A 16,299-nucleotide genomic window follows, 5' to 3' on the forward strand; every position below is an offset into this window, starting at 1 on the left:
GTGTCACTTTCAGAAGGCGACAGCACGAAATATCAAAAGTCGACCGCACGGTCTTTTCTGACGTTGGAGTCGCCTCAGAAAACGGAAAATAAAGCACGCTAAGGCGTAGTTCCCTCGGGCTACACCGCGTCCGCACTGCGCGGTTCTTTCTTCCCTTGCAGTGACGCAATCAGCGGGCAGGAAACGTTCCCCTTCCGCGCATGGCAGGCGCACACCAAATCAGACAGCACGGCCTCCATGCGCGCCAGGTCAGCCATCCTCTCGCGCACGTCCTTGAGCTTGTGCTCGGCCAGGCTGCTGGCTTCCTCGCAATGGGTGCCATCCTCCAGCCGCAGCAGCTCGGCGATCTCATCCAGGCTGAAGCCCAACCGCTGGGCTGATTTCACGAAGCGCACCCGCGTTACATCCGTCTCGCCATAGCGGCGAATGCTGCCGTAAGGCTTGTCCGGTTCCGGGAGCAAGCCCTTGCGCTGATAGAACCGGATGGTCTCCACATTGACCCCGGCCGTCCTGGCGAAAACGCCAATGGTCAGGTTCTCCAAATTGTTTTCCATATCGCTTGACTCCGTACATAACTACGGAAGTAAGCTTAAGCTATCCAATTCAGATTCGAAAGGACAAACGTATGTCTGAACCTCAAAACGGGCGCGGCGCGCTCTTCACTGGCGGGCTGGCCGCCATCCTCGCCTCGGCTTGCTGCCTCGGGCCGCTGGTTCTGATCGCCTTGGGGTTCAGCGGCGCTTGGATCGGCAACTTGACGGTGTTGGAACCCTATCGCCCCATCTTTATCGGCGTGGCGCTGGTGGCGTTGTTCTTCGCCTGGCGGCGCATCTACCGGCCGTCAGCCGCCTGCAAACCGGGTGAGGTTTGCGCGATTCCCCAAGTGCGAGCTACTTACAAGCTCATTTTCTGGGGCGTGGCCGTGCTGGTTTTGGTCGCGCTCGGATTTCCCTACGTCGTGCCATTTTTCTATTGATCACAGGAGTTCACCATGAAAAAGCTGCTTTCCGCCCTTGCCCTCGCTGCCGTTGTTGCCCCCGAGTGGGCCGCCACCCAGACCGTTACGCTGTCCGTACCGGGCATGACCTGCTCGGCCTGTCCGATCACTGTCAAGAAGGCGATTTCCAAGGTCGATGGCGTCAGTAAAGTTGACGTGACCTTCGAGACGCGCGAAGCGGTGGTCACCTTCGATGATGCCAAGACCAGCGTGCAGAAACTGACCAAGGCTACCGAGGATGCGGGCTACCCATCATCAGTCAAGAACTGATCATGAAAGACCCGAAGACACTGCTGCGGGTCAGCATCATTGGCACAACCCTCGTGGCGCTGTGTTGCTTCACCCCTGTTCTGGTCATTTTGCTCGGTGTGGTCGGCTTGTCCGCGCTGACCGGCTATCTGGACTATGTGCTGCTGCCTGCGCTGGCGATTTTCATCGGCTTGACCATCTACGCCATCCAACGAAAACGCCAAGCCGATGCCTGCTGCACCCCGAAATTCAATGGAGTAAAAAAATGACCGAAATCACCGTGAATGGCATGACCTGCACATCCTGCGCCACCCATGTCAAAGATGCTTTGGAAAAGATTCCCGGCGTGAATGCCGCTGTGGTGTCCTATCCAGAAAGCCGCGCGCAAGTCATGGCAGACACCGCCGTGAGCCACAACCAACTGCTGGCCGCCATCGCCGCATTGGGTTATCAAGGCTCGATCCGGGTTGGTGATTTCAAAGATGAACCAAAAATCCGTGATGCACTTGAGGGCGCCGGTTTGCATATCGCCATCATTGGCAGCGGCGGGGCCGCGATGGCGGCGGCGCTGAAGGCCGTCGAGCAAGGCGCGACGGTCACGCTGATCGAACGCGGCACCATCGGCGGCACCTGCGTCAATATCGGCTGTGTGCCGTCCAAGATCATGATCCGCGCTGCCCATATTGCCCATCTGCGCCGGGAAAGTCCGTTCGACGGCGGTATTGCGGCAACTGTGCCTGCGATTGACCGCAGCAAACTGCTGGCCCAGCAGCAGGCCCGTGTCGATGAACTGCGGCACGCCAAATACGAAGGCATCCTGGACGGCAATCCAGCCATCACCGTTTTGCACGGTGAAGCGCGTTTCAAGGACGACCAGAGCCTGGTCGTCCGTTTGAACGAGGGTGGCGAGCGCGAGGTAACGTTCGACCGCTGCCTGGTCGCCACCGGTGCCAGTCCGGCCGTGCCGCCGATTCCGGGCCTGAAAGAGTCACCCTACTGGACTTCCACCGAAGCGCTTGTCAGCGACACCATTCCCGCACGCCTGGCCGTGATCGGTTCGTCGGTGGTGGCGTTGGAACTGGCGCAAGCCTTTGCCCGGCTCGGCAGCCAGGTCACGATCCTGGCACGCAGCACCTTGTTCTTCCGGGAAGACCCGGCCATCGGCGAGGCCGTGACAGCCGCTTTCCGCGCCGAGGGCATCGAGGTGCTGGAGCACACGCAAGCCAGCCAGGTCGCCCATGTGAACGGCGAATTCGTGCTGACCACCGGACACGGTGAATTACGCGCTGACAAGTTGCTGGTTGCCACCGGTCGGGCACCGAATACGCGCAGCCTCGCGCTGGACGCGGCGGGGGTCACTGTCAATGCGCAAGGGGCCATCGTTATCGACCAAGGCATGCGCACGAGCAACCCGAACATCTACGCGGCCGGCGACTGCACCGACCAGCCGCAGTTCGTCTACGTGGCAGCGGCCGCCGGCACCCGTGCCGCGATCAACATGACCGGCGGCGACGCAGCCCTCAATCTGACCGCGATGCCGGCAGTGGTGTTCACCGACCCGCAAGTCGCCACCGTGGGCTACAGCGAGGCGGAAGCGCACCACGATGGCATCGAGACCGACAGTCGCACGCTGACACTCGACAACGTTCCGCGAGCGCTTGCCAACTTCGACACACGCGGCTTCATCAAGCTGGTCATCGAGGAAGGTAGCGGACGGCTCATCGGCGTGCAGGCGGTGGCCCCGGAAGCGGGCGAACTGATCCAGACGGCGGTGCTCGCCATCCGCAACCGCATGACGGTGCAGGAACTGGCCGACCAGTTGTTCCCCTACCTGACAATGGTCGAGGGGTTGAAGCTTGCGGCGCAGACCTTCAACAAGGACGTGAAGCAGCTTTCCTGCTGCGCTGGATAAAAAAAGGAGGTTTTCAATGAGCGCCTACACCGTGTCCCGGCTGGCCCTTGATGCCGGGGTGAGCGTGCATATCGTGCGCGACTACCTGCTGCGCGGATTTCTGCGTCCGGTGGCGTGCACCCCGGGCGGCTATGGCCTGTTCGATGATGCCGCCTTGCAACGGCTGTGCTTCGTGCGGGCGGCCTTCGAGGCGGGCATCGGCCTGGACGCGCTGGCGCGGCTGTGCCGGGCGCTGGATGCTGCGGACGGCGATGAAGCGGCCGCGCAGCTTGCCGTTCTGCGCCAGTTCGTCGAGCGTCGGCGCGAAGCGTTGGCCGATCTGGAGGTGCAGTTGGCCACCATGCCGACCGAGCCGGCACAGCACGCGGAGAGTCTGCCATGAACAGCCCCGAGCGCTTGCCGTCCGAGACGCACAAACCGATCACCGGCTACCTGTGGGGCGCGCTGGCCGTGCTCACCTGTCCCTGCCATTTGCCGATTCTCGCCATTGTGCTGGCCGGCACGACGGCCGGCGCGTTCATCGGAGAGTACTGGGGTATCGCAGCCCTCACGCTGACCGGTTTGTTCGTCCTGTCTGTGACACGACTGCTGCGGGCCTTCAAAGATCGATCATGAGCGCTTCCCATTGAGACAAACCACGCTGTCGCTACGTTGCCTCATGCCGGCATCAAATTCGGCTGAGTAGCTTCTCGCCATCTGGACGTAGCTCACCCTTGGGTGAAACATGCCGATACAGGGTCTGCCGCGTGACGCCAAGTTCCTGGCACAGGTCGCCGACCTTGGTCTCTGGCTGACCCATTGCCGCCATCGCCAGCCGCAGCTTGGCGGCGGTCATCTTGAACGGCCGGCCGCCTTTCCGCCCGCGCGCGCGGGCCGAGGCTAGGCCGGCAATCGTGCGCTCCGCGATCAACTCGCGCTCGAACTCGGCCAGGGCGGCGAAGATGCCAAAGACCAGCTTGCCGGCGGCGGTCGTGGTGTCGATGGCCGCGCCGTGCCCGGTTAATACCTTCAAGCCGATGCCGCGCCCAGTCAGGTCGTGCACGGTGTTGATGAGATGTCGCAGGTCGCGTCCGAGCCGATCCAGTTTCCACACGACCAGTGTGTCGCCAGTTCGCAACGCCTTCAGGCAGCTCGTCAAGCCGGGCCGATCCTCGCGCATGCCGGATGCCTGGTCCTCGTAAAGATGTACTGGATCGACCCCGGCGGCAATCAGCGCGTCGCGCTGCAAATCGGTAGCCTGGGAGCCGTCCGCCTTCGATACCCGCATGTAGCCTATCAGCATGTCGTACCTGTCACATATACGTTCGTTTTGTCGAACCATTGCATCGCCCTTTGTGATTGGCGTATAAACACACAAACACCTATTAGCGGAGAACGCTATGAATACCATTCGCTGGAATGTCGCCGTCTCGGCCGACACCGACCAGTCGCTTCGGATGTTTCTGGCCAGCCAGGGCGGCGGCCGTAAGGGCGACCTGTCGCGCTTCATCGAAGAAGCGGTACGGGCACACATCCTGGAGCTGAGCGCTGAGCAGGCCAAGGCCGCTAACGCCCATCTGAGTGAGGCAGAATTGACCAACGCGGTTGACGAAGCGCTCGACTGGGCACGTAAGCGCTGATGCGGGTCGTGTTGGATACCAACATCCTGTTCAGCGCCCTGATCTCGCCACATGGCGCGCCCGATGCGATCTACCGTGCCTGGCGGGCGGCGCGTTTCGAGGTGGTGACCTCGCGGATGCAACTCGATGAAATTCGTCGAGCCAGCCGCTATCCCAAGCTTCAGGCCATCCTACAGCCCGCCAAGGTGGGCGCCATGATCAATAACCTGCAACGGGCTGTGGTACTGGAGCGCCTGACCATCGAGGTCGAAGCCGATGATCCGGATGACTCGTTTTTGCTGGCCATGGCCTTGGCGGGCGATGCGGACTACCTGATAACCGGTGATCGCCGCGCCGGCCTGCTGCAACGCGGGCACATCGAACGCACGCGGATCGTCACGCCCGCCGTGTTCTGCGTCGAGGTGCTGTGATCAATGCCGGTCGGTTTTCTGACTCAAGAGCAACGCGACGGTTTTGGCCGCTATGTTGATTCGCCCAGCCGTGAAGAGCTGGAACGTTACTTCCACCTGAGCGATGAAGACCGTGAAGCCATCCAGGTGCTGCGGGGTAACCATAACCGTCTGGGTTATGCCGTTCTGCTGACCACCGTCCGCTTCGTTGGCGTTCTGCCGGACAAGCCCGCCGCCGTGCCGGTGGAAGTCCTGCAGGTGCTTTGCCGACAACTGGCGATTCCAGACCCCGACTGCCTCCAGCGCTATAGCGATCATCGCCGCTGGATACATGCCACCGATATTCAGAACCGCTTTGGCTATCGTCATTTCACCGATCCGGGCATCGGCTTTCGCTTGAGCCGCTGGCTGTATGCCCTCTGCTGGACGGGCACCGACCGGCCGGGAGTGCTGTTTGAGCGAGCCACCTCGTGGCTGTTCACACAGAAAGTCCTCCTGCCTGGTGTGTCTCAACTAGAGCGCTTTATCGCCCAGTTGCGCAGTCGGGTCGAAGAACGCCTCTGGTTTACGCTGGGCCGCAGCGTGACTGAGGAACAGCGATTGCAACTGCAAGACTTGCTGACGGTGGCCGAAGGCAACCGCAGCTCCCGGCTGGATCAATTGCGCTCCGGCCCGGTCATGGTCAGTGGCCCCGCGTTGATTCGGGCACTGCGCCGGCTCGATGACGTGCGCGGCATCGGCATCACCTTGCCGGCGGCGGCGCACATCCCTCCCAGCCGTATCGCCGCCCTGGCCCGCTTCGCCAACACGGCCAAGGTCACCGCGATTAATCGGCTGCCGGCGTCGCGGCGGATGGCGACACTGGTGGCCTTCGCACTCTGCCTGGAGGCGACTGCGCACGACGACGCACTGGAAGTCCTGGAGGCCTTGCTGCGCGACCTGTTCAGCAACGCGGAGAAGGCCGACAAGAAAGCCCGCATGCGCAGCCTGAAAGACCTGGATCGGTCGGCCGCGACGCTCGCCGCCGCGTGCAAGGTCGTGCTGGACAGCTCGATCAGCGATGACAACGTGCGCGCCCGGCTGTTCAACGACCTGCCGAGGACCACCCTGGAAAAGGCCCTGGAAGAGGTCAACGCGCTGATCCGCCCGGTAGATGACGTCTATTTTCTTGCATTGGAAGCGCGCTACCGCAGCGTGCGCCGCTTCCTGCCCGACCTGCTCAAGCACATCCGCTTCGGCTTCAGCCCGGCCGGCAAGGGCGTGGCGGCTAGTCTGGAGTGGCTGCAACTGAACCTGCCGCGCCGGAAGCCAGAGGATGACGCGCCGCAGGAGATCGTGGCCAAGGCTTGGCAGAAGCACATCACCCGCGAAGATGGCTCCCTCGACATGGGTGCCTATGTGTTCTGCACGCTCGATGCGCTGCGCACGGCCCTGCGCCGCCGCGATGTCTTCGTCTCGCCCAGTTGGCGCTATGCCGACCCGCGCCTTGGCCTGCTCGACGGTGCCGAATGGCTGGCGGCGCGACCGATCATCTGCCGGTCACTGGGCCTGACCATCGACGCCAAAACCACCCTGGACGCCTTGTCCGTCGAGCTGGATGCAACCTGGCTGGCAGTAGCCGCGCGCCTGCCCGACAACCCGGCGATTCAACTGAGCGAGAACACCGAGGGCAAGACCGAACTGTCGCTCGGGGCGCTGGACAAGCTGGACGAGCCCTGCTCGTTGCTGCAACTGCGGGCGGCCGTGTCTGACCTGATGCCGCGTGTCGATCTGCCGGAAATCCTCTTGGAAATCGCCGCCCGCACTGGCTTTTCCGAGGCCTTCACCCATGTCTCCGAACGCAATGCACGCGCCGACAACCTGGTCACCAGCCTCTGCGCGGTGCTGTTGGGCGGGGCCTGCAACACCGGCCTGGAGCCCTTGATCCGCACCGACAACCCGGCGCTGCGCCGTGACCGGCTGTCCTGGGTCAGCCAGAATTATATCCGCGACGACACCCTGTCAGCGGCTAACGCCATCCTGGTCGGAGCGCAAAGCCAACTGGAACTGGCCCAAGTCTGGGGTGGCGGCGAGGTCGCCTCCGCCGATGGCATGCGCTTCGTCGTACCGGTGCGCACCGTGCATGCCGGCCCCAATCCGAAGTATTTCGGCACCGGCCGGGGTGTCACCTGGTACAACCTGATTTCCGACCAATTCTCCGGCCTCAACGCCATCACCGTGCCCGGCACGCTGCGCGACAGCCTGGTGTTGCTGGCGGTCGTGCTGGAACAGCAGACCGAGTTGCAGCCGACGCAAATCATGACCGACACCGGGGCCTACAGCGATGTGGTGTTCGGGCTCTTCCGCCTACTTGGCTACCACTTCAGTCCGCGGCTGGCCGATGTCGGCGGTACCCGCTTCTGGCGCACGCGCCCGGACGCGGACTACGGCAAGCTCAACGGGCTGGCCCGCCAGTCGGTCAAACTCGACCTGATCGCCGAGCACTGGGACGACCTGCTGCGCCTGGCCGGCTCGCTCAAACTCGGCCGGGTGCCGGCGACTGGCATCATGCGCACGCTGCAAACGGGAGATAGACCCACCCGGCTGGCCCAGGCGCTGGCCGAATTCGGGCGGATCGAAAAGACTCTGCACACGTTGACCTATATCGACGACGAGTCCAAGCGCCGCGCCACCCTGACCCAGTTGAACCGAGGCGAAGGCCGGCACAGCCTGGCCCGCGCCGTGTTCCACGGCAAACGCGGCGAGCTCCGCCAGCGCTACCGCGAAGGCCAGGAAGACCAGCTCGGTGCTCTGGGCCTGGTGGTGAACATCATCGTGCTGTGGAACACCCTCTACATGACGGCGGCCGTGGAACGGCTCAAGCAGCACGGCTATCCAGTGCTGGAAGAGGATTTGGCCCGGCTATCGCCGCTGATCTACGAGCACATCAACATGCTCGGGCGGTATTCCTTTGCGGTACCGGAAGAAGTTGCGCGCGGCGAGCTGCGGCCACTGCGTAATCCAGACGACGACCTGTGATCCCCCTAAACGCTATGAGCAACACCCAAGCTGCTGCTGGATCGGCGGGCACTTCACCGAGCCGAACGAACAGAAAACGCAGCAATCCCCTGGGTTGGGGCGCAGCAGCGCCTTGCAGTTGCTGCACTCGTAATAGAACTGGCAGGCGTCCGTGGGCATGGTTTCCGGCTTGGCGAAGCCGCAGCGCGGGCAAGTCAGCACGGACTCAAGGACAATGGCGCTCATCGTGACCTCACTTCTGCACTGTGGAGGGGTATCCCGCGTTCGCGGTCGCCTCAGTCAGTGCCTCGGGCTGGGCCTTATCGGGATCGTAGGTGACGGTCGCCGTCTTCTGGTCGAAATTGACCTGGACGTCACTCACGCCGGACACCTTCTCCAGCGACTTCTTGACCGTGATCGGACAGAGTCCGCACGTCATGTTCTGCACGTCGAGCGTGACGGTTTTCGGGGGAGCCGCCAGCGCCACGAAGGGCAAGGCGAAAAGCACGGCGATCAGCAGTTTGCGCATGGTTAATCTCCTTCAGTAGAACAGCGGGGCGAGCCACGGCACGGCCAATAGGCCGAGCAGCAGCACGCTGACGATCCAGAACACGAGTCGCTGTCGCACGAGCGTGCGCGGATCGGCGCAGGGTGTACCTGGCGTACAAACCTGTGGCACCAGGTAGAGCTTGCGGAATGCCAATCCCAGGAACAGTAGAGTCAACCCGATGAAGAGGGGGCGTAGTGGCTCCATCATGGTCAGAGCGCCCACCCACGTACCGCCGACACCGAGTGCCAACAGCACCAGTGGCCCGACACAGCACACCGACGCACCGATGGCGGTCAGCGAACTCGCGACCAGCGAGCCTTTCCCGGTGAGTTGCATCCCCATTCCCATCTCCTGAGCCTGATTGCCTAGGTGCTATTCTAAACTCCGTACCAAAGTACGGAATCAAGGAGAAAGTGATGGCCACAGAGCTGACCATTGGCAAGCTGGCAGACGCCGCCGGGGTGAACGTCGAGACGATCCGCTACTACCAGCGACGCGGGCTGCTGGATGAACCAGCCAAACCCTTGGGTGGCCATCGGCGCTATCCGGTGGACATGGTGAAGCGACTGCGTTTCATCAAGCGGGCTCAGGCGCTGGGTTTCACGCTCTCGGAAGTCGGTGGACTGCTGACGCTGGATGAGTCGTGCGCCTGTGCCGAAACGCGAGCACGGGCTGCACGCAAGCTCGCGTTGATCGAGCAGAAGATGGCCGACTTGGTCGTCATGCAGCAACTGTTAGGCGAACTGGTGCAGCAATGTTATGCGGGAGACGGCGGAACGATCTGCCCGATCATCGAGGCACTGATCAGAGAGTAATGCCTGGCGGGTGAGCTGGAGATCGGAAAGCCCCTTTACGGTGGGGTTCAGAGCTTACGTTGGTTTTTGGTTCCATTGCTCCCCAAACCCCGACACCGCCGATGAGCTGATGACACTGCTGGCGGGTGCGCCGGTCGCGCTTGCACCGGAGCAGCAGGAGAGTCTGGCTTTTTATCTGGCCGAGCAGCGGGATCAGTTGCAGCAGGTATTGCGCGGTGGAAAAGGGCAGGGGAATCCCCCCAAAGAAGACAAGCTGGATACTGAACTGCCAAAGGGGAAGCCCCTGAAGAGCGTGGCTTGAGACAAAAGGGCGGGGAAGGGGATGTGAGGCAGAACCCGCTATCTCATTCATGAAAAGTGCAACTTAAGTCATTATCACGACTATTTTCCCCGAGAACTTTCTAACCACACTGCATATTCATTGAATATGCCGATTGCTCGTGATCATGGGGTATCACAGCAAGGTGCCTCAGATCGTTGCCCCCAAGACGCACTGCAAGCCCTGATGCCGATAACCCCATTTATCGGCATCAGGGGGTTGCGGCCCCGTTCAAAACATTCAACTGACATCACACACCATCATGACTCATCCAGCACTTCCACCCGCCATGCCACTGTTCGATAGCGTGGACCACCTTGAGGCGGGCAATCCCCAGGTCAACCAGTACCTCGCCACCCTGAGTCTTGGCAAGGTCCCCGACGCGGGGATCGTCTATGAGCTGGCCGTCGACTGGCTGCTGGAGCAGCGCCACAGCGAAAACAACTACAAGACCTATCGCAGTGAGCTGACCACTTTTTTGCACTGGTGCTTTTGCGAGGTGGCCATCAGCCCCAGGGATCTCACTAGGCGCATCATGATGCGCTATCTCGACTATTGCCAGGCGCCACCGTCCGGACTGATTGCCTATCGCAACGTCGCCCAGTTCGTGCTCGACAAGGAGTGGGGGGAACGGTTGCCAAACCCCCTGTGGCGTCCGTTTCTTGGCAAGCGGGAACTCGGACGGGAGCTGCCGTATCGACTGAGTGAGCAGGCGATGAAGACAAAACTCGCCATTTTGTCCGCCTTCTTCCAGTTTCTCATCCAGGAGGAGTACATGGATCGCAATCCGGCTCTCCTGCTGCAGCGGGTTAAACGTGCGGGACCCCAGGAGGCTGGTGAAGACGCGCAATCCTTCACCGAACTGCAATGGTCCTATGTGATGCAAGCCGCCGAACAGCTCGCTGCCGAATGCCCGGCACAACATGAGCGCAGCCGCTTTCTAATCTGTCTGATGTATGCCTGTTATCTGCGGATTTCCGAGGTGGCGGCCAGGCCGGGTTTCAGCCCCGTCATGGGCCAGTTTCGACGTGACGCCAAAACGGGCGTCTGGGGTTATGACATTCCCCGCAGCAAAGGCGGTAAACGTCGCACCGTGGCCGTTTCTCAGGCTCTGCTCGAAGCCCTGGCTCGCTATCGTACCTTTCTTGGACTTTCGCCACTGCCGGCCCCCGGAGAGCAGACACCGCTGTTCGTACGCCACAAGGCGGCGGCCCATGGCCGCGAACAAGGCGAACTCAATGCCAATCTGGGTATCCGCCAGCTACGAGACCTGGTAATGGCGGTATTTGAACAGGCCGCAAGCCTTGCCGAACAAGACGGTTTTGATCAGGATGCCGCTGAAATGCGAACCCTGACGCCGCACTCCATTCGCCACACCGGTATCACCCATGACATCAATCTGCACGGCCGGCCTTTATCCCACGTACAAGCCGATGCGGGACATGACAGCATCGACACCACCTCCAAGTACCTGCACACCGGCAACCGGGAACGTCACGAGAGTGCCAGCCGCAAGCCGCTGGACCACTTGCTCGACCAGAACCGAACATATGATTGATAACCAATGGTGAACAATAAAACTGCACTCATAACCAAGACGCGGGACCTAAAGACAATCCTTGATTGACCATGCCCTGGGACTCACAAATCCTACACCGCGCATAATGTATATTATGTTAAATTAAGTATCTTGGTATTCTGTCACCCTCAACCGAACTGTGTATAATGGTGGCAATTGATCCTATCCCCGACCGGATGTCTTAAGTGGCTGAATTAACATCAGAACAATTAAAACCCGCTTTCTCGATTGAGCAGTTCCCCACACTTGGCGAACTCGACCCCATTCCGTTTGCCGCCCTGCAACCCAGAGCGATTTCGGGTATCAAACGGCTGGCCAGTTTTGATGGTGACTGCCCGGTCATGATCCTCAACGGTTTCCCCGGTGCAGATTACGAGAATGTCTGCCAGACCCTGATCGCCTCTTCGAATGGCAAGGATGGCGACCTGTTCGATCTCTGTTATACCGAGAATCTCAACAACCCTTTCAAGCCCATCTGGCTGCGCCTGCAACCGGGCTCGGGTTTCGAGTTCTGCGAAATGGTCGGTGAGCTGCTCAAGCTGATGAGCCACCATCTCGACGCCGAGCGGCTGGTCACCCGGATCATCCGCAAACAGAACAACGACCCCAAGATCGTGGATTTCCTCTCCGATCTGGCCGCCCATGTCGCCCAGGGCCTCGAGTTCCAGCACCCGGTGCTCATCAACCTGCTGATCCATCATGAGGATCAGCAAGCCCCTGTCGTCTACGGCCGTGACCTGAACTGGGATACCTTGTTCGGCTCCATCAACTATCAGACGGAACAAGGCTCCGTTTACGCCAACCAGCACCTTTTGGAACCTGGTCTGCTGCGGGAAGCCAACGGTGGTTACCTGATACTTCAGCTCGATGAGCTGCTGGATCAGCCTCATCTCTGGTTCAAGCTCAAAAACGCCATGCAAAAAGGCGAGCTGGACTGGAATGCCTATCAGGAAGGCAAGACGCTGACGCCGTTCTTCACCCCGGAAGCGACCCCCATCCGGTTCAAGTTGATCCTGGTCGGTGACAGGCTGGACGTGGCGGAATTCCAGATGCTGGACAGGGACATGGCGGAGCGCATCTTCCTGCGTGCCGATCTGGTCTCCGAAGTGAACATCGAGGAAGATCTCCCCGCCTTCCTGCAATATCTCGCCTGGCTGCGAGCGCGCTGGGCGCTGCTGGATTTCACGCCAAGTGCCCTCCTCGCCCTCTGTCGCCATGCCAGCCGCCTGTGTGACCACCAGGAGTGGCTATCCCTCTCCGAGGTACAGCTCGGCGCCATCATGCGCATGGCCGACAGCCTGGCCCGCGAGCTGGAAGCGACCTGCGTCACTGACGAACATATCCTGCTCGCCCTGGAAGAGCAGGATTACCGCCTCAACTATCTGGTGGAGCAATCGGATCAGGGTGTCATCGACGGCCAGATCCTGCTGCAGACCGACGGTGAAGAGGTTGGCCAGATCAACGGCCTTTCCGTCATCCAGGTGGCCGGCCATCCCTATGACTTCGGGGAGCCGGTACGCCTCACCGCGACCGTCCACCTCGGGGATGGCGATGTGGCTGACATCGAGCGCAAGGCGGAGCTCGCCGGTCACATTCACGCCAAGGCCATGATGATCATCCACGGCTACCTCTCCAACAAGTTCGGTGCAGAGAACCCCTCGCCGCTCTCGGCCAACCTGGTGTTCGAGCAGTCATACCACGAGATCGATGGTGACAGCGCCTCCCTGACCGGCCTGTGTGCCCTCCTCTCCGCCCTCGCCCGCCAGCCCATCTATCAGCACTTCGCCGTGACCGGTGCGGTCGACCAGTTCGGCAATGTGCAGGCCGTTGGCGGCGTGAACGAGAAGATTGAGGGCTTCTTCCGGGTGTGCAAGATCCACGGTCTCACCGGCAAGCAAGGCATTCTGCTGCCCGGCACCAACGCCCAGCAGCTCAACCTCTCTGATGAAGTGATCGCGGCAGTAGAGGCCGGCCAGTTCCACATCCACCCGGTGGATCACGTGGAAGAGGCTATCGAGCTGCTCACCGGCTGCGTTGCTGGCGAACCGGACATGCCGGATACCCTGTTTGGTCGCATCCAGGAGAGACTTGACGAACTCAATGGCACGGCAACCAAGAGTGGCGGCCTGCTGCGCAGCCTGCTGGATCGGCTGCTTGGCCGTTAAATGAAGTGATCGGAGTTGTTTAGCGAACAGCTGTAAGCTAAATTGGCCCGGCTTTGACCCATATGAAGGATAAACAGCGTGACCCTAGATAACGACACCACTGATCCCCGCCTCTCCCTGTGCGAACAAGGCAAAGAGTCCTTTACCCGTGAAGAGCTGCTTGCCTGCAGCCGTGGCGAATTATTTGGTGAAGGTAACAGCCAGCTGCCCGCCCCCAACATGCTGATGATGGATCGCATCGTCAAGATCAACGACCATGGCGGCGAGCACGGCAAGGGTGAAATCCTGGCTGAACTCGATATCACGCCGGATCTCTGGTTCTTCGACTGCCACTTCCCCGGCGATCCCGTCATGCCCGGCTGCCTGGGCCTGGATGCCATGTGGCAACTGGTCGGCTTCTTCCTGGGCTGGAAAGGGGGTCCTGGCAAAGGACGTGCGCTGGGTGTCGGTGAAGTCAAGTTCACCGGCCAGATCCTGCCGACGGCCAAGAAGGTCACCTACAAGATCACCTTCAAGCGCGTCATCAACCGCAAACTGGTCATGGGCATTGCCGATGGCGTCGTGGAAGTGGATGGTCGCCCCATCTACAGCGCCACCGATCTGAAAGTGGGCCTGTTCAAAGACACCACCGCATTCTGATCCTGCTCCTGGGTGAGCAGAGACAACGTAAAGGGGCCACGATGGCCCCTTTCCTTTTGTAATGAGTGATGAAGTATCGGTTACTTCATGAAGAGGCCTGAGCCTCGCCCTTCCATGGCATCGCGCCAACCACCAAGCCAATGGCCCCTGGCATCCAGGCACTGGTACGGACACGCTTCTTTCTGTTTGCCGACTACGCCAGCCTGATAACCACGAGCGCGAGCTCTCTCCAGACGGTCCCGTTTCTGTCTCTTCATCATCTACGACCCTCTTCGTGGAACAAAAAAAGCGACCAGTTTTTCACCGGTCGCCTTCATCTTTACCCCAGGGGGGAGGCAGGGTCAAACAAAAAATTCCATGCTATTCAGGGGTTGTGACACAAGATACTGAACTGCATTAATTTTTGATGACACTTATTTATCGCTGATAGCGACGCAGCCAGGCAAAGGGCAGCGCCAGCAGAGTCAACCAGAACAGGCTGCCGCCACCGCCCTCGCCACCATCCTGACCGGTCTGGTTGTTGACCGGCGCATTGCTGACCACATAGCTGGCCGGGGCATTGCCCTGATAATCCGCCACGGCCGGCGTCAGTTTGACGGCGACCACGGTGGCGTTGGCGCGTTTGTTGAGGTCGCTCTCGCTGTCATAGCGATACGCCGTCGCGGCAATGGTGCCGTCGCTGCTGATGCCGCTCGCGTAAGCGATGTGATAGTACTTGCCGTTCTGGGCACACTGCTTGTTGCCGGCGTCATCCTTGCCACAGATGAGATCGTTCAGATACCAGCTGTTGGCCGGGGCGGCCGCGTTCAGCAGGAAGGCTTCCTGCATGCGGTTGGTGCCATTGACCACCGGTTGGGTCTGGTGACGGGAGTCGCGCCAGCCAACCACCATGTTGTGATCGTTGATGGCGGCCGCTTCCGAGCCTGCCCCCGAGACCGGCTTGTCCTGGAGAGGAAGGCTGGCCGCCGTACCCGGCTTGCTCAGGTTGAACAGGAACATCTCCACCGGGCGGTTCTGTCCCTTGTTGATGCGATAGCGCTGGTTGCCGATCACGTAGCCGTTGTCGTTGACGGCCACGGCCCAGCTGTGTTGCAGCTTGGCATCGTCCTTGCCAGGCTCGCCATCCGGCAGCGGGATGATCTTGGTGGTGCCCACGGTGCCGGCAGCCGTATCCAGGGTCCAGTAGCTGGCGAGGTTACGACCATCCAGATCACCGGTGCCCACCTCGCCGGTAGAGCTGTAGCCCACGCCGTAGAGGGTGCCGTTGTACTTGGCCACGCCCAGTGCAGAGGCGGTTTGCAGCACCTCGTCACGCTGATGGCCATAGGTGCCGGCCTGCATCAGCTTGTTGAACCCGCCCGAGCTGTTGAGCAGCCAGAAGCTCGCCTGGGTATCGACCCCGGGGCAGTAGCGGAAGTCACCGTACTGGCTGTCATTGCCCGTCTCGAAACACCACTTGTAGAAGTCACCGCCCACCTTGTGGCGATACTTGTCGCTGGCCGCGGTACCGGTCACCAGATACTGACCGTTGTCCAGCTTCTTGATGGAGGTGGGTACGCTCAGGCCGTGGGTGCTGGCCGCATCCTTGAGCTCGACCGGGTTGCCGTCATTGACCACGGCAAAGGCGGTGCGCAGCTTGCCATTCATCTTGTAACCGACCCGATCCTCCGGGACATCCCCGAGGGCCGTCACCAGGCCATCGACCTCGGAGCTGGTCACGTAGCCCAGGTTGCTGCGTTGATCCACCTTGTCCAGGAAGTCGCGACGCCACTGGTAGGCAAAGCCCGAGTTGTCGCTCCAGAAGGAGTTGCAGACCGAGTTGGAGAGCATGCAACCCTGCTCGAAACGGAAACGATCGACCAGGAAGTCGGCAAACCGCACGGTGGAGAAGTATTCCGCCATGTTGTTCTTGGTGTTGAGCCCGATGAGGCCGTTGGCATCGCCGCTGATCCCGCTGGCATAGCCTTTGACTTCGTCATCGACGATGGTGAAAAAGGAGCTTTGTGCCGCCTGCGCGTTGAGGCTGGCGCCGACCAGGATGGCCAGCATGGATAATTGCTTTTTCATCT

At 60.9% G+C, this 16,299-nt stretch carries 20 protein-coding genes and 1 pseudogene; 14 read left to right on the forward strand and 7 right to left on the reverse strand.

Translation table 11 applies throughout. The features are described from left to right. Positions 1 to 119 precede the first annotated feature (119 nt). Positions 120 to 554, reverse strand: coding sequence for an Hg(II)-responsive transcriptional regulator (gene merR, locus C3F36_RS22435; RefSeq protein ID WP_000429838.1), 435 nt, complete (start codon positions 552 to 554; stop codon positions 120 to 122). A gap of 71 nt (positions 555 to 625) precedes the next feature. Between merR (C3F36_RS22435) and merT the strand changes: the two genes are divergently transcribed. Genes merT through merE form a run of 6 tightly spaced genes read left to right on the forward strand, consistent with a single transcriptional unit; the run spans position 626 to position 3,773 of the window. Continuing rightward, positions 626 to 976, forward strand: coding sequence for a mercuric ion transporter MerT (gene merT / locus C3F36_RS22440; protein ID WP_001294667.1), 351 nt, complete (start codon positions 626 to 628; stop codon positions 974 to 976). 15 nt (positions 977 to 991) lie between these two features. After that, positions 992 to 1,267, forward strand: coding sequence for a mercury resistance system periplasmic binding protein MerP (gene merP, locus C3F36_RS22445; RefSeq protein WP_104455940.1), 276 nt, complete (start codon positions 992 to 994; stop codon positions 1,265 to 1,267). 2 nt (positions 1,268 to 1,269) lie between these two features. Next, the gene (gene merF / locus C3F36_RS22450; protein WP_000654684.1) at positions 1,270 to 1,515 is read left to right on the forward strand and encodes a mercury resistance system transport protein MerF; all 246 of its coding nucleotides are present in this window, start codon (positions 1,270 to 1,272) and stop codon (positions 1,513 to 1,515) included. Continuing rightward, entirely contained in the window at positions 1,512 to 3,158 is a 1,647-nt protein-coding gene (gene merA / locus C3F36_RS22455; protein ID WP_000136268.1) for a mercury(II) reductase, read from the forward strand. The genes merF and merA overlap by 4 nt, the downstream gene beginning before the upstream one ends. A 16-nt stretch (positions 3,159 to 3,174) precedes the next feature. Beyond that, positions 3,175 to 3,540: a mercury resistance co-regulator MerD gene (merD, locus tag C3F36_RS22460; protein ID WP_010466447.1), complete on the forward strand. Its 366-nt coding sequence runs from the start codon at positions 3,175 to 3,177 to the stop codon at positions 3,538 to 3,540. Beyond that, positions 3,537 to 3,773, forward strand: a complete 237-nt coding sequence (gene merE / locus C3F36_RS22465; RefSeq protein ID WP_001087809.1) for a broad-spectrum mercury transporter MerE — start codon at positions 3,537 to 3,539, stop codon at positions 3,771 to 3,773. The genes merD and merE overlap by 4 nt, the downstream gene beginning before the upstream one ends. Positions 3,774 to 3,825: 52 nt before the next feature. Here the strand turns inward: merE and C3F36_RS22470 are convergent, their stop codons facing one another. After that, entirely contained in the window at positions 3,826 to 4,440 is a 615-nt protein-coding gene (locus tag C3F36_RS22470; RefSeq protein WP_000904941.1) for a recombinase family protein, read from the reverse strand. A gap of 97 nt (positions 4,441 to 4,537) precedes the next feature. On the opposite strand from C3F36_RS22470, the gene C3F36_RS22475 reads away from it, so the two are divergent. Genes C3F36_RS22475 through C3F36_RS22485 form a run of 3 tightly spaced genes read left to right on the forward strand, consistent with a single transcriptional unit; the run spans position 4,538 to position 8,184 of the window. Next, entirely contained in the window at positions 4,538 to 4,777 is a 240-nt protein-coding gene (locus tag C3F36_RS22475) for a ribbon-helix-helix domain-containing protein (protein WP_003089107.1), read from the forward strand. Further along, positions 4,777 to 5,187: a putative toxin-antitoxin system toxin component, PIN family gene (locus C3F36_RS22480; protein ID WP_003463562.1), complete on the forward strand. Its 411-nt coding sequence runs from the start codon at positions 4,777 to 4,779 to the stop codon at positions 5,185 to 5,187. The genes C3F36_RS22475 and C3F36_RS22480 overlap by 1 nt, the downstream gene beginning before the upstream one ends. A 3-nt stretch (positions 5,188 to 5,190) precedes the next feature. Then, the gene (locus C3F36_RS22485; protein ID WP_003299771.1) at positions 5,191 to 8,184 is read left to right on the forward strand and encodes a Tn3 family transposase; all 2,994 of its coding nucleotides are present in this window, start codon (positions 5,191 to 5,193) and stop codon (positions 8,182 to 8,184) included. A 12-nt stretch (positions 8,185 to 8,196) separates the two neighbouring features. Here the strand turns inward: C3F36_RS22485 and C3F36_RS22490 are convergent, their stop codons facing one another. The 3 genes from C3F36_RS22490 to C3F36_RS22500 are packed head-to-tail and all read right to left on the reverse strand — an operon-like array spanning position 8,197 to position 9,055. Continuing rightward, positions 8,197 to 8,409 carry a GDCCVxC domain-containing (seleno)protein gene (locus C3F36_RS22490; RefSeq protein WP_003089113.1) on the reverse strand — a complete coding sequence of 71 codons (213 nt, stop codon included), beginning with the start codon at positions 8,407 to 8,409 and terminating at the stop codon, positions 8,197 to 8,199. 7 nt (positions 8,410 to 8,416) lie between these two features. Then, positions 8,417 to 8,692 carry a mercury resistance system periplasmic binding protein MerP gene (gene merP, locus C3F36_RS22495; RefSeq protein ID WP_003150552.1) on the reverse strand — a complete coding sequence of 92 codons (276 nt, stop codon included), beginning with the start codon at positions 8,690 to 8,692 and terminating at the stop codon, positions 8,417 to 8,419. Between the two features lie 12 nt (positions 8,693 to 8,704). Continuing rightward, positions 8,705 to 9,055, reverse strand: coding sequence for a mercuric transporter MerT family protein (locus C3F36_RS22500; protein ID WP_003089115.1), 351 nt, complete (start codon positions 9,053 to 9,055; stop codon positions 8,705 to 8,707). Between the two features lie 74 nt (positions 9,056 to 9,129). Between C3F36_RS22500 and merR (C3F36_RS22505) the strand changes: the two genes are divergently transcribed. From merR (C3F36_RS22505) to fabA, 5 genes and pseudogenes are all read left to right on the forward strand, one after another. Continuing rightward, positions 9,130 to 9,528, forward strand: coding sequence for an Hg(II)-responsive transcriptional regulator (gene merR / locus C3F36_RS22505; protein ID WP_010466370.1), 399 nt, complete (start codon positions 9,130 to 9,132; stop codon positions 9,526 to 9,528). Positions 9,529 to 9,619: 91 nt separating this feature from the next. Beyond that, positions 9,620 to 9,829: pseudogene (locus C3F36_RS22510) on the forward strand (YebG family protein); the annotation flags it as partial. Between the two features lie 280 nt (positions 9,830 to 10,109). Next, positions 10,110 to 11,405 carry a tyrosine-type recombinase/integrase gene (locus tag C3F36_RS22515; protein WP_045524874.1) on the forward strand — a complete coding sequence of 432 codons (1,296 nt, stop codon included), beginning with the start codon at positions 10,110 to 10,112 and terminating at the stop codon, positions 11,403 to 11,405. 206 nt (positions 11,406 to 11,611) lie between these two features. Continuing rightward, on the forward strand, positions 11,612 to 13,591 hold the full coding sequence (locus C3F36_RS22520; protein WP_045524875.1) for a Lon protease family protein: 1,980 nt from the start codon (positions 11,612 to 11,614) through the stop codon (positions 13,589 to 13,591). 78 nt (positions 13,592 to 13,669) lie between these two features. After that, the gene (gene fabA, locus C3F36_RS22525; protein ID WP_010674758.1) at positions 13,670 to 14,230 is read left to right on the forward strand and encodes a 3-hydroxyacyl-[acyl-carrier-protein] dehydratase FabA; all 561 of its coding nucleotides are present in this window, start codon (positions 13,670 to 13,672) and stop codon (positions 14,228 to 14,230) included. Positions 14,231 to 14,310: 80 nt separating this feature from the next. Here fabA and rmf read toward each other — a convergent pair whose 3' ends face one another. Further along, a complete protein-coding gene (gene rmf, locus C3F36_RS22530; RefSeq protein ID WP_005315693.1) occupies positions 14,311 to 14,490 on the reverse strand; it encodes a ribosome modulation factor in 180 nt (59 codons plus the stop codon). A 157-nt stretch (positions 14,491 to 14,647) separates the two neighbouring features. Beyond that, positions 14,648 to 16,297 carry a DUF3466 family protein gene (locus C3F36_RS22535; protein WP_045524876.1) on the reverse strand — a complete coding sequence of 550 codons (1,650 nt, stop codon included), beginning with the start codon at positions 16,295 to 16,297 and terminating at the stop codon, positions 14,648 to 14,650. Positions 16,298 to 16,299 lie beyond the last annotated feature (2 nt).

The sequence above is a fragment of the Aeromonas sp. ASNIH2 genome (genome assembly GCF_002934795.1).
In the GTDB taxonomy this organism is placed as follows: Bacteria; Pseudomonadota; Gammaproteobacteria; order Enterobacterales; family Aeromonadaceae; genus Aeromonas; species Aeromonas caviae.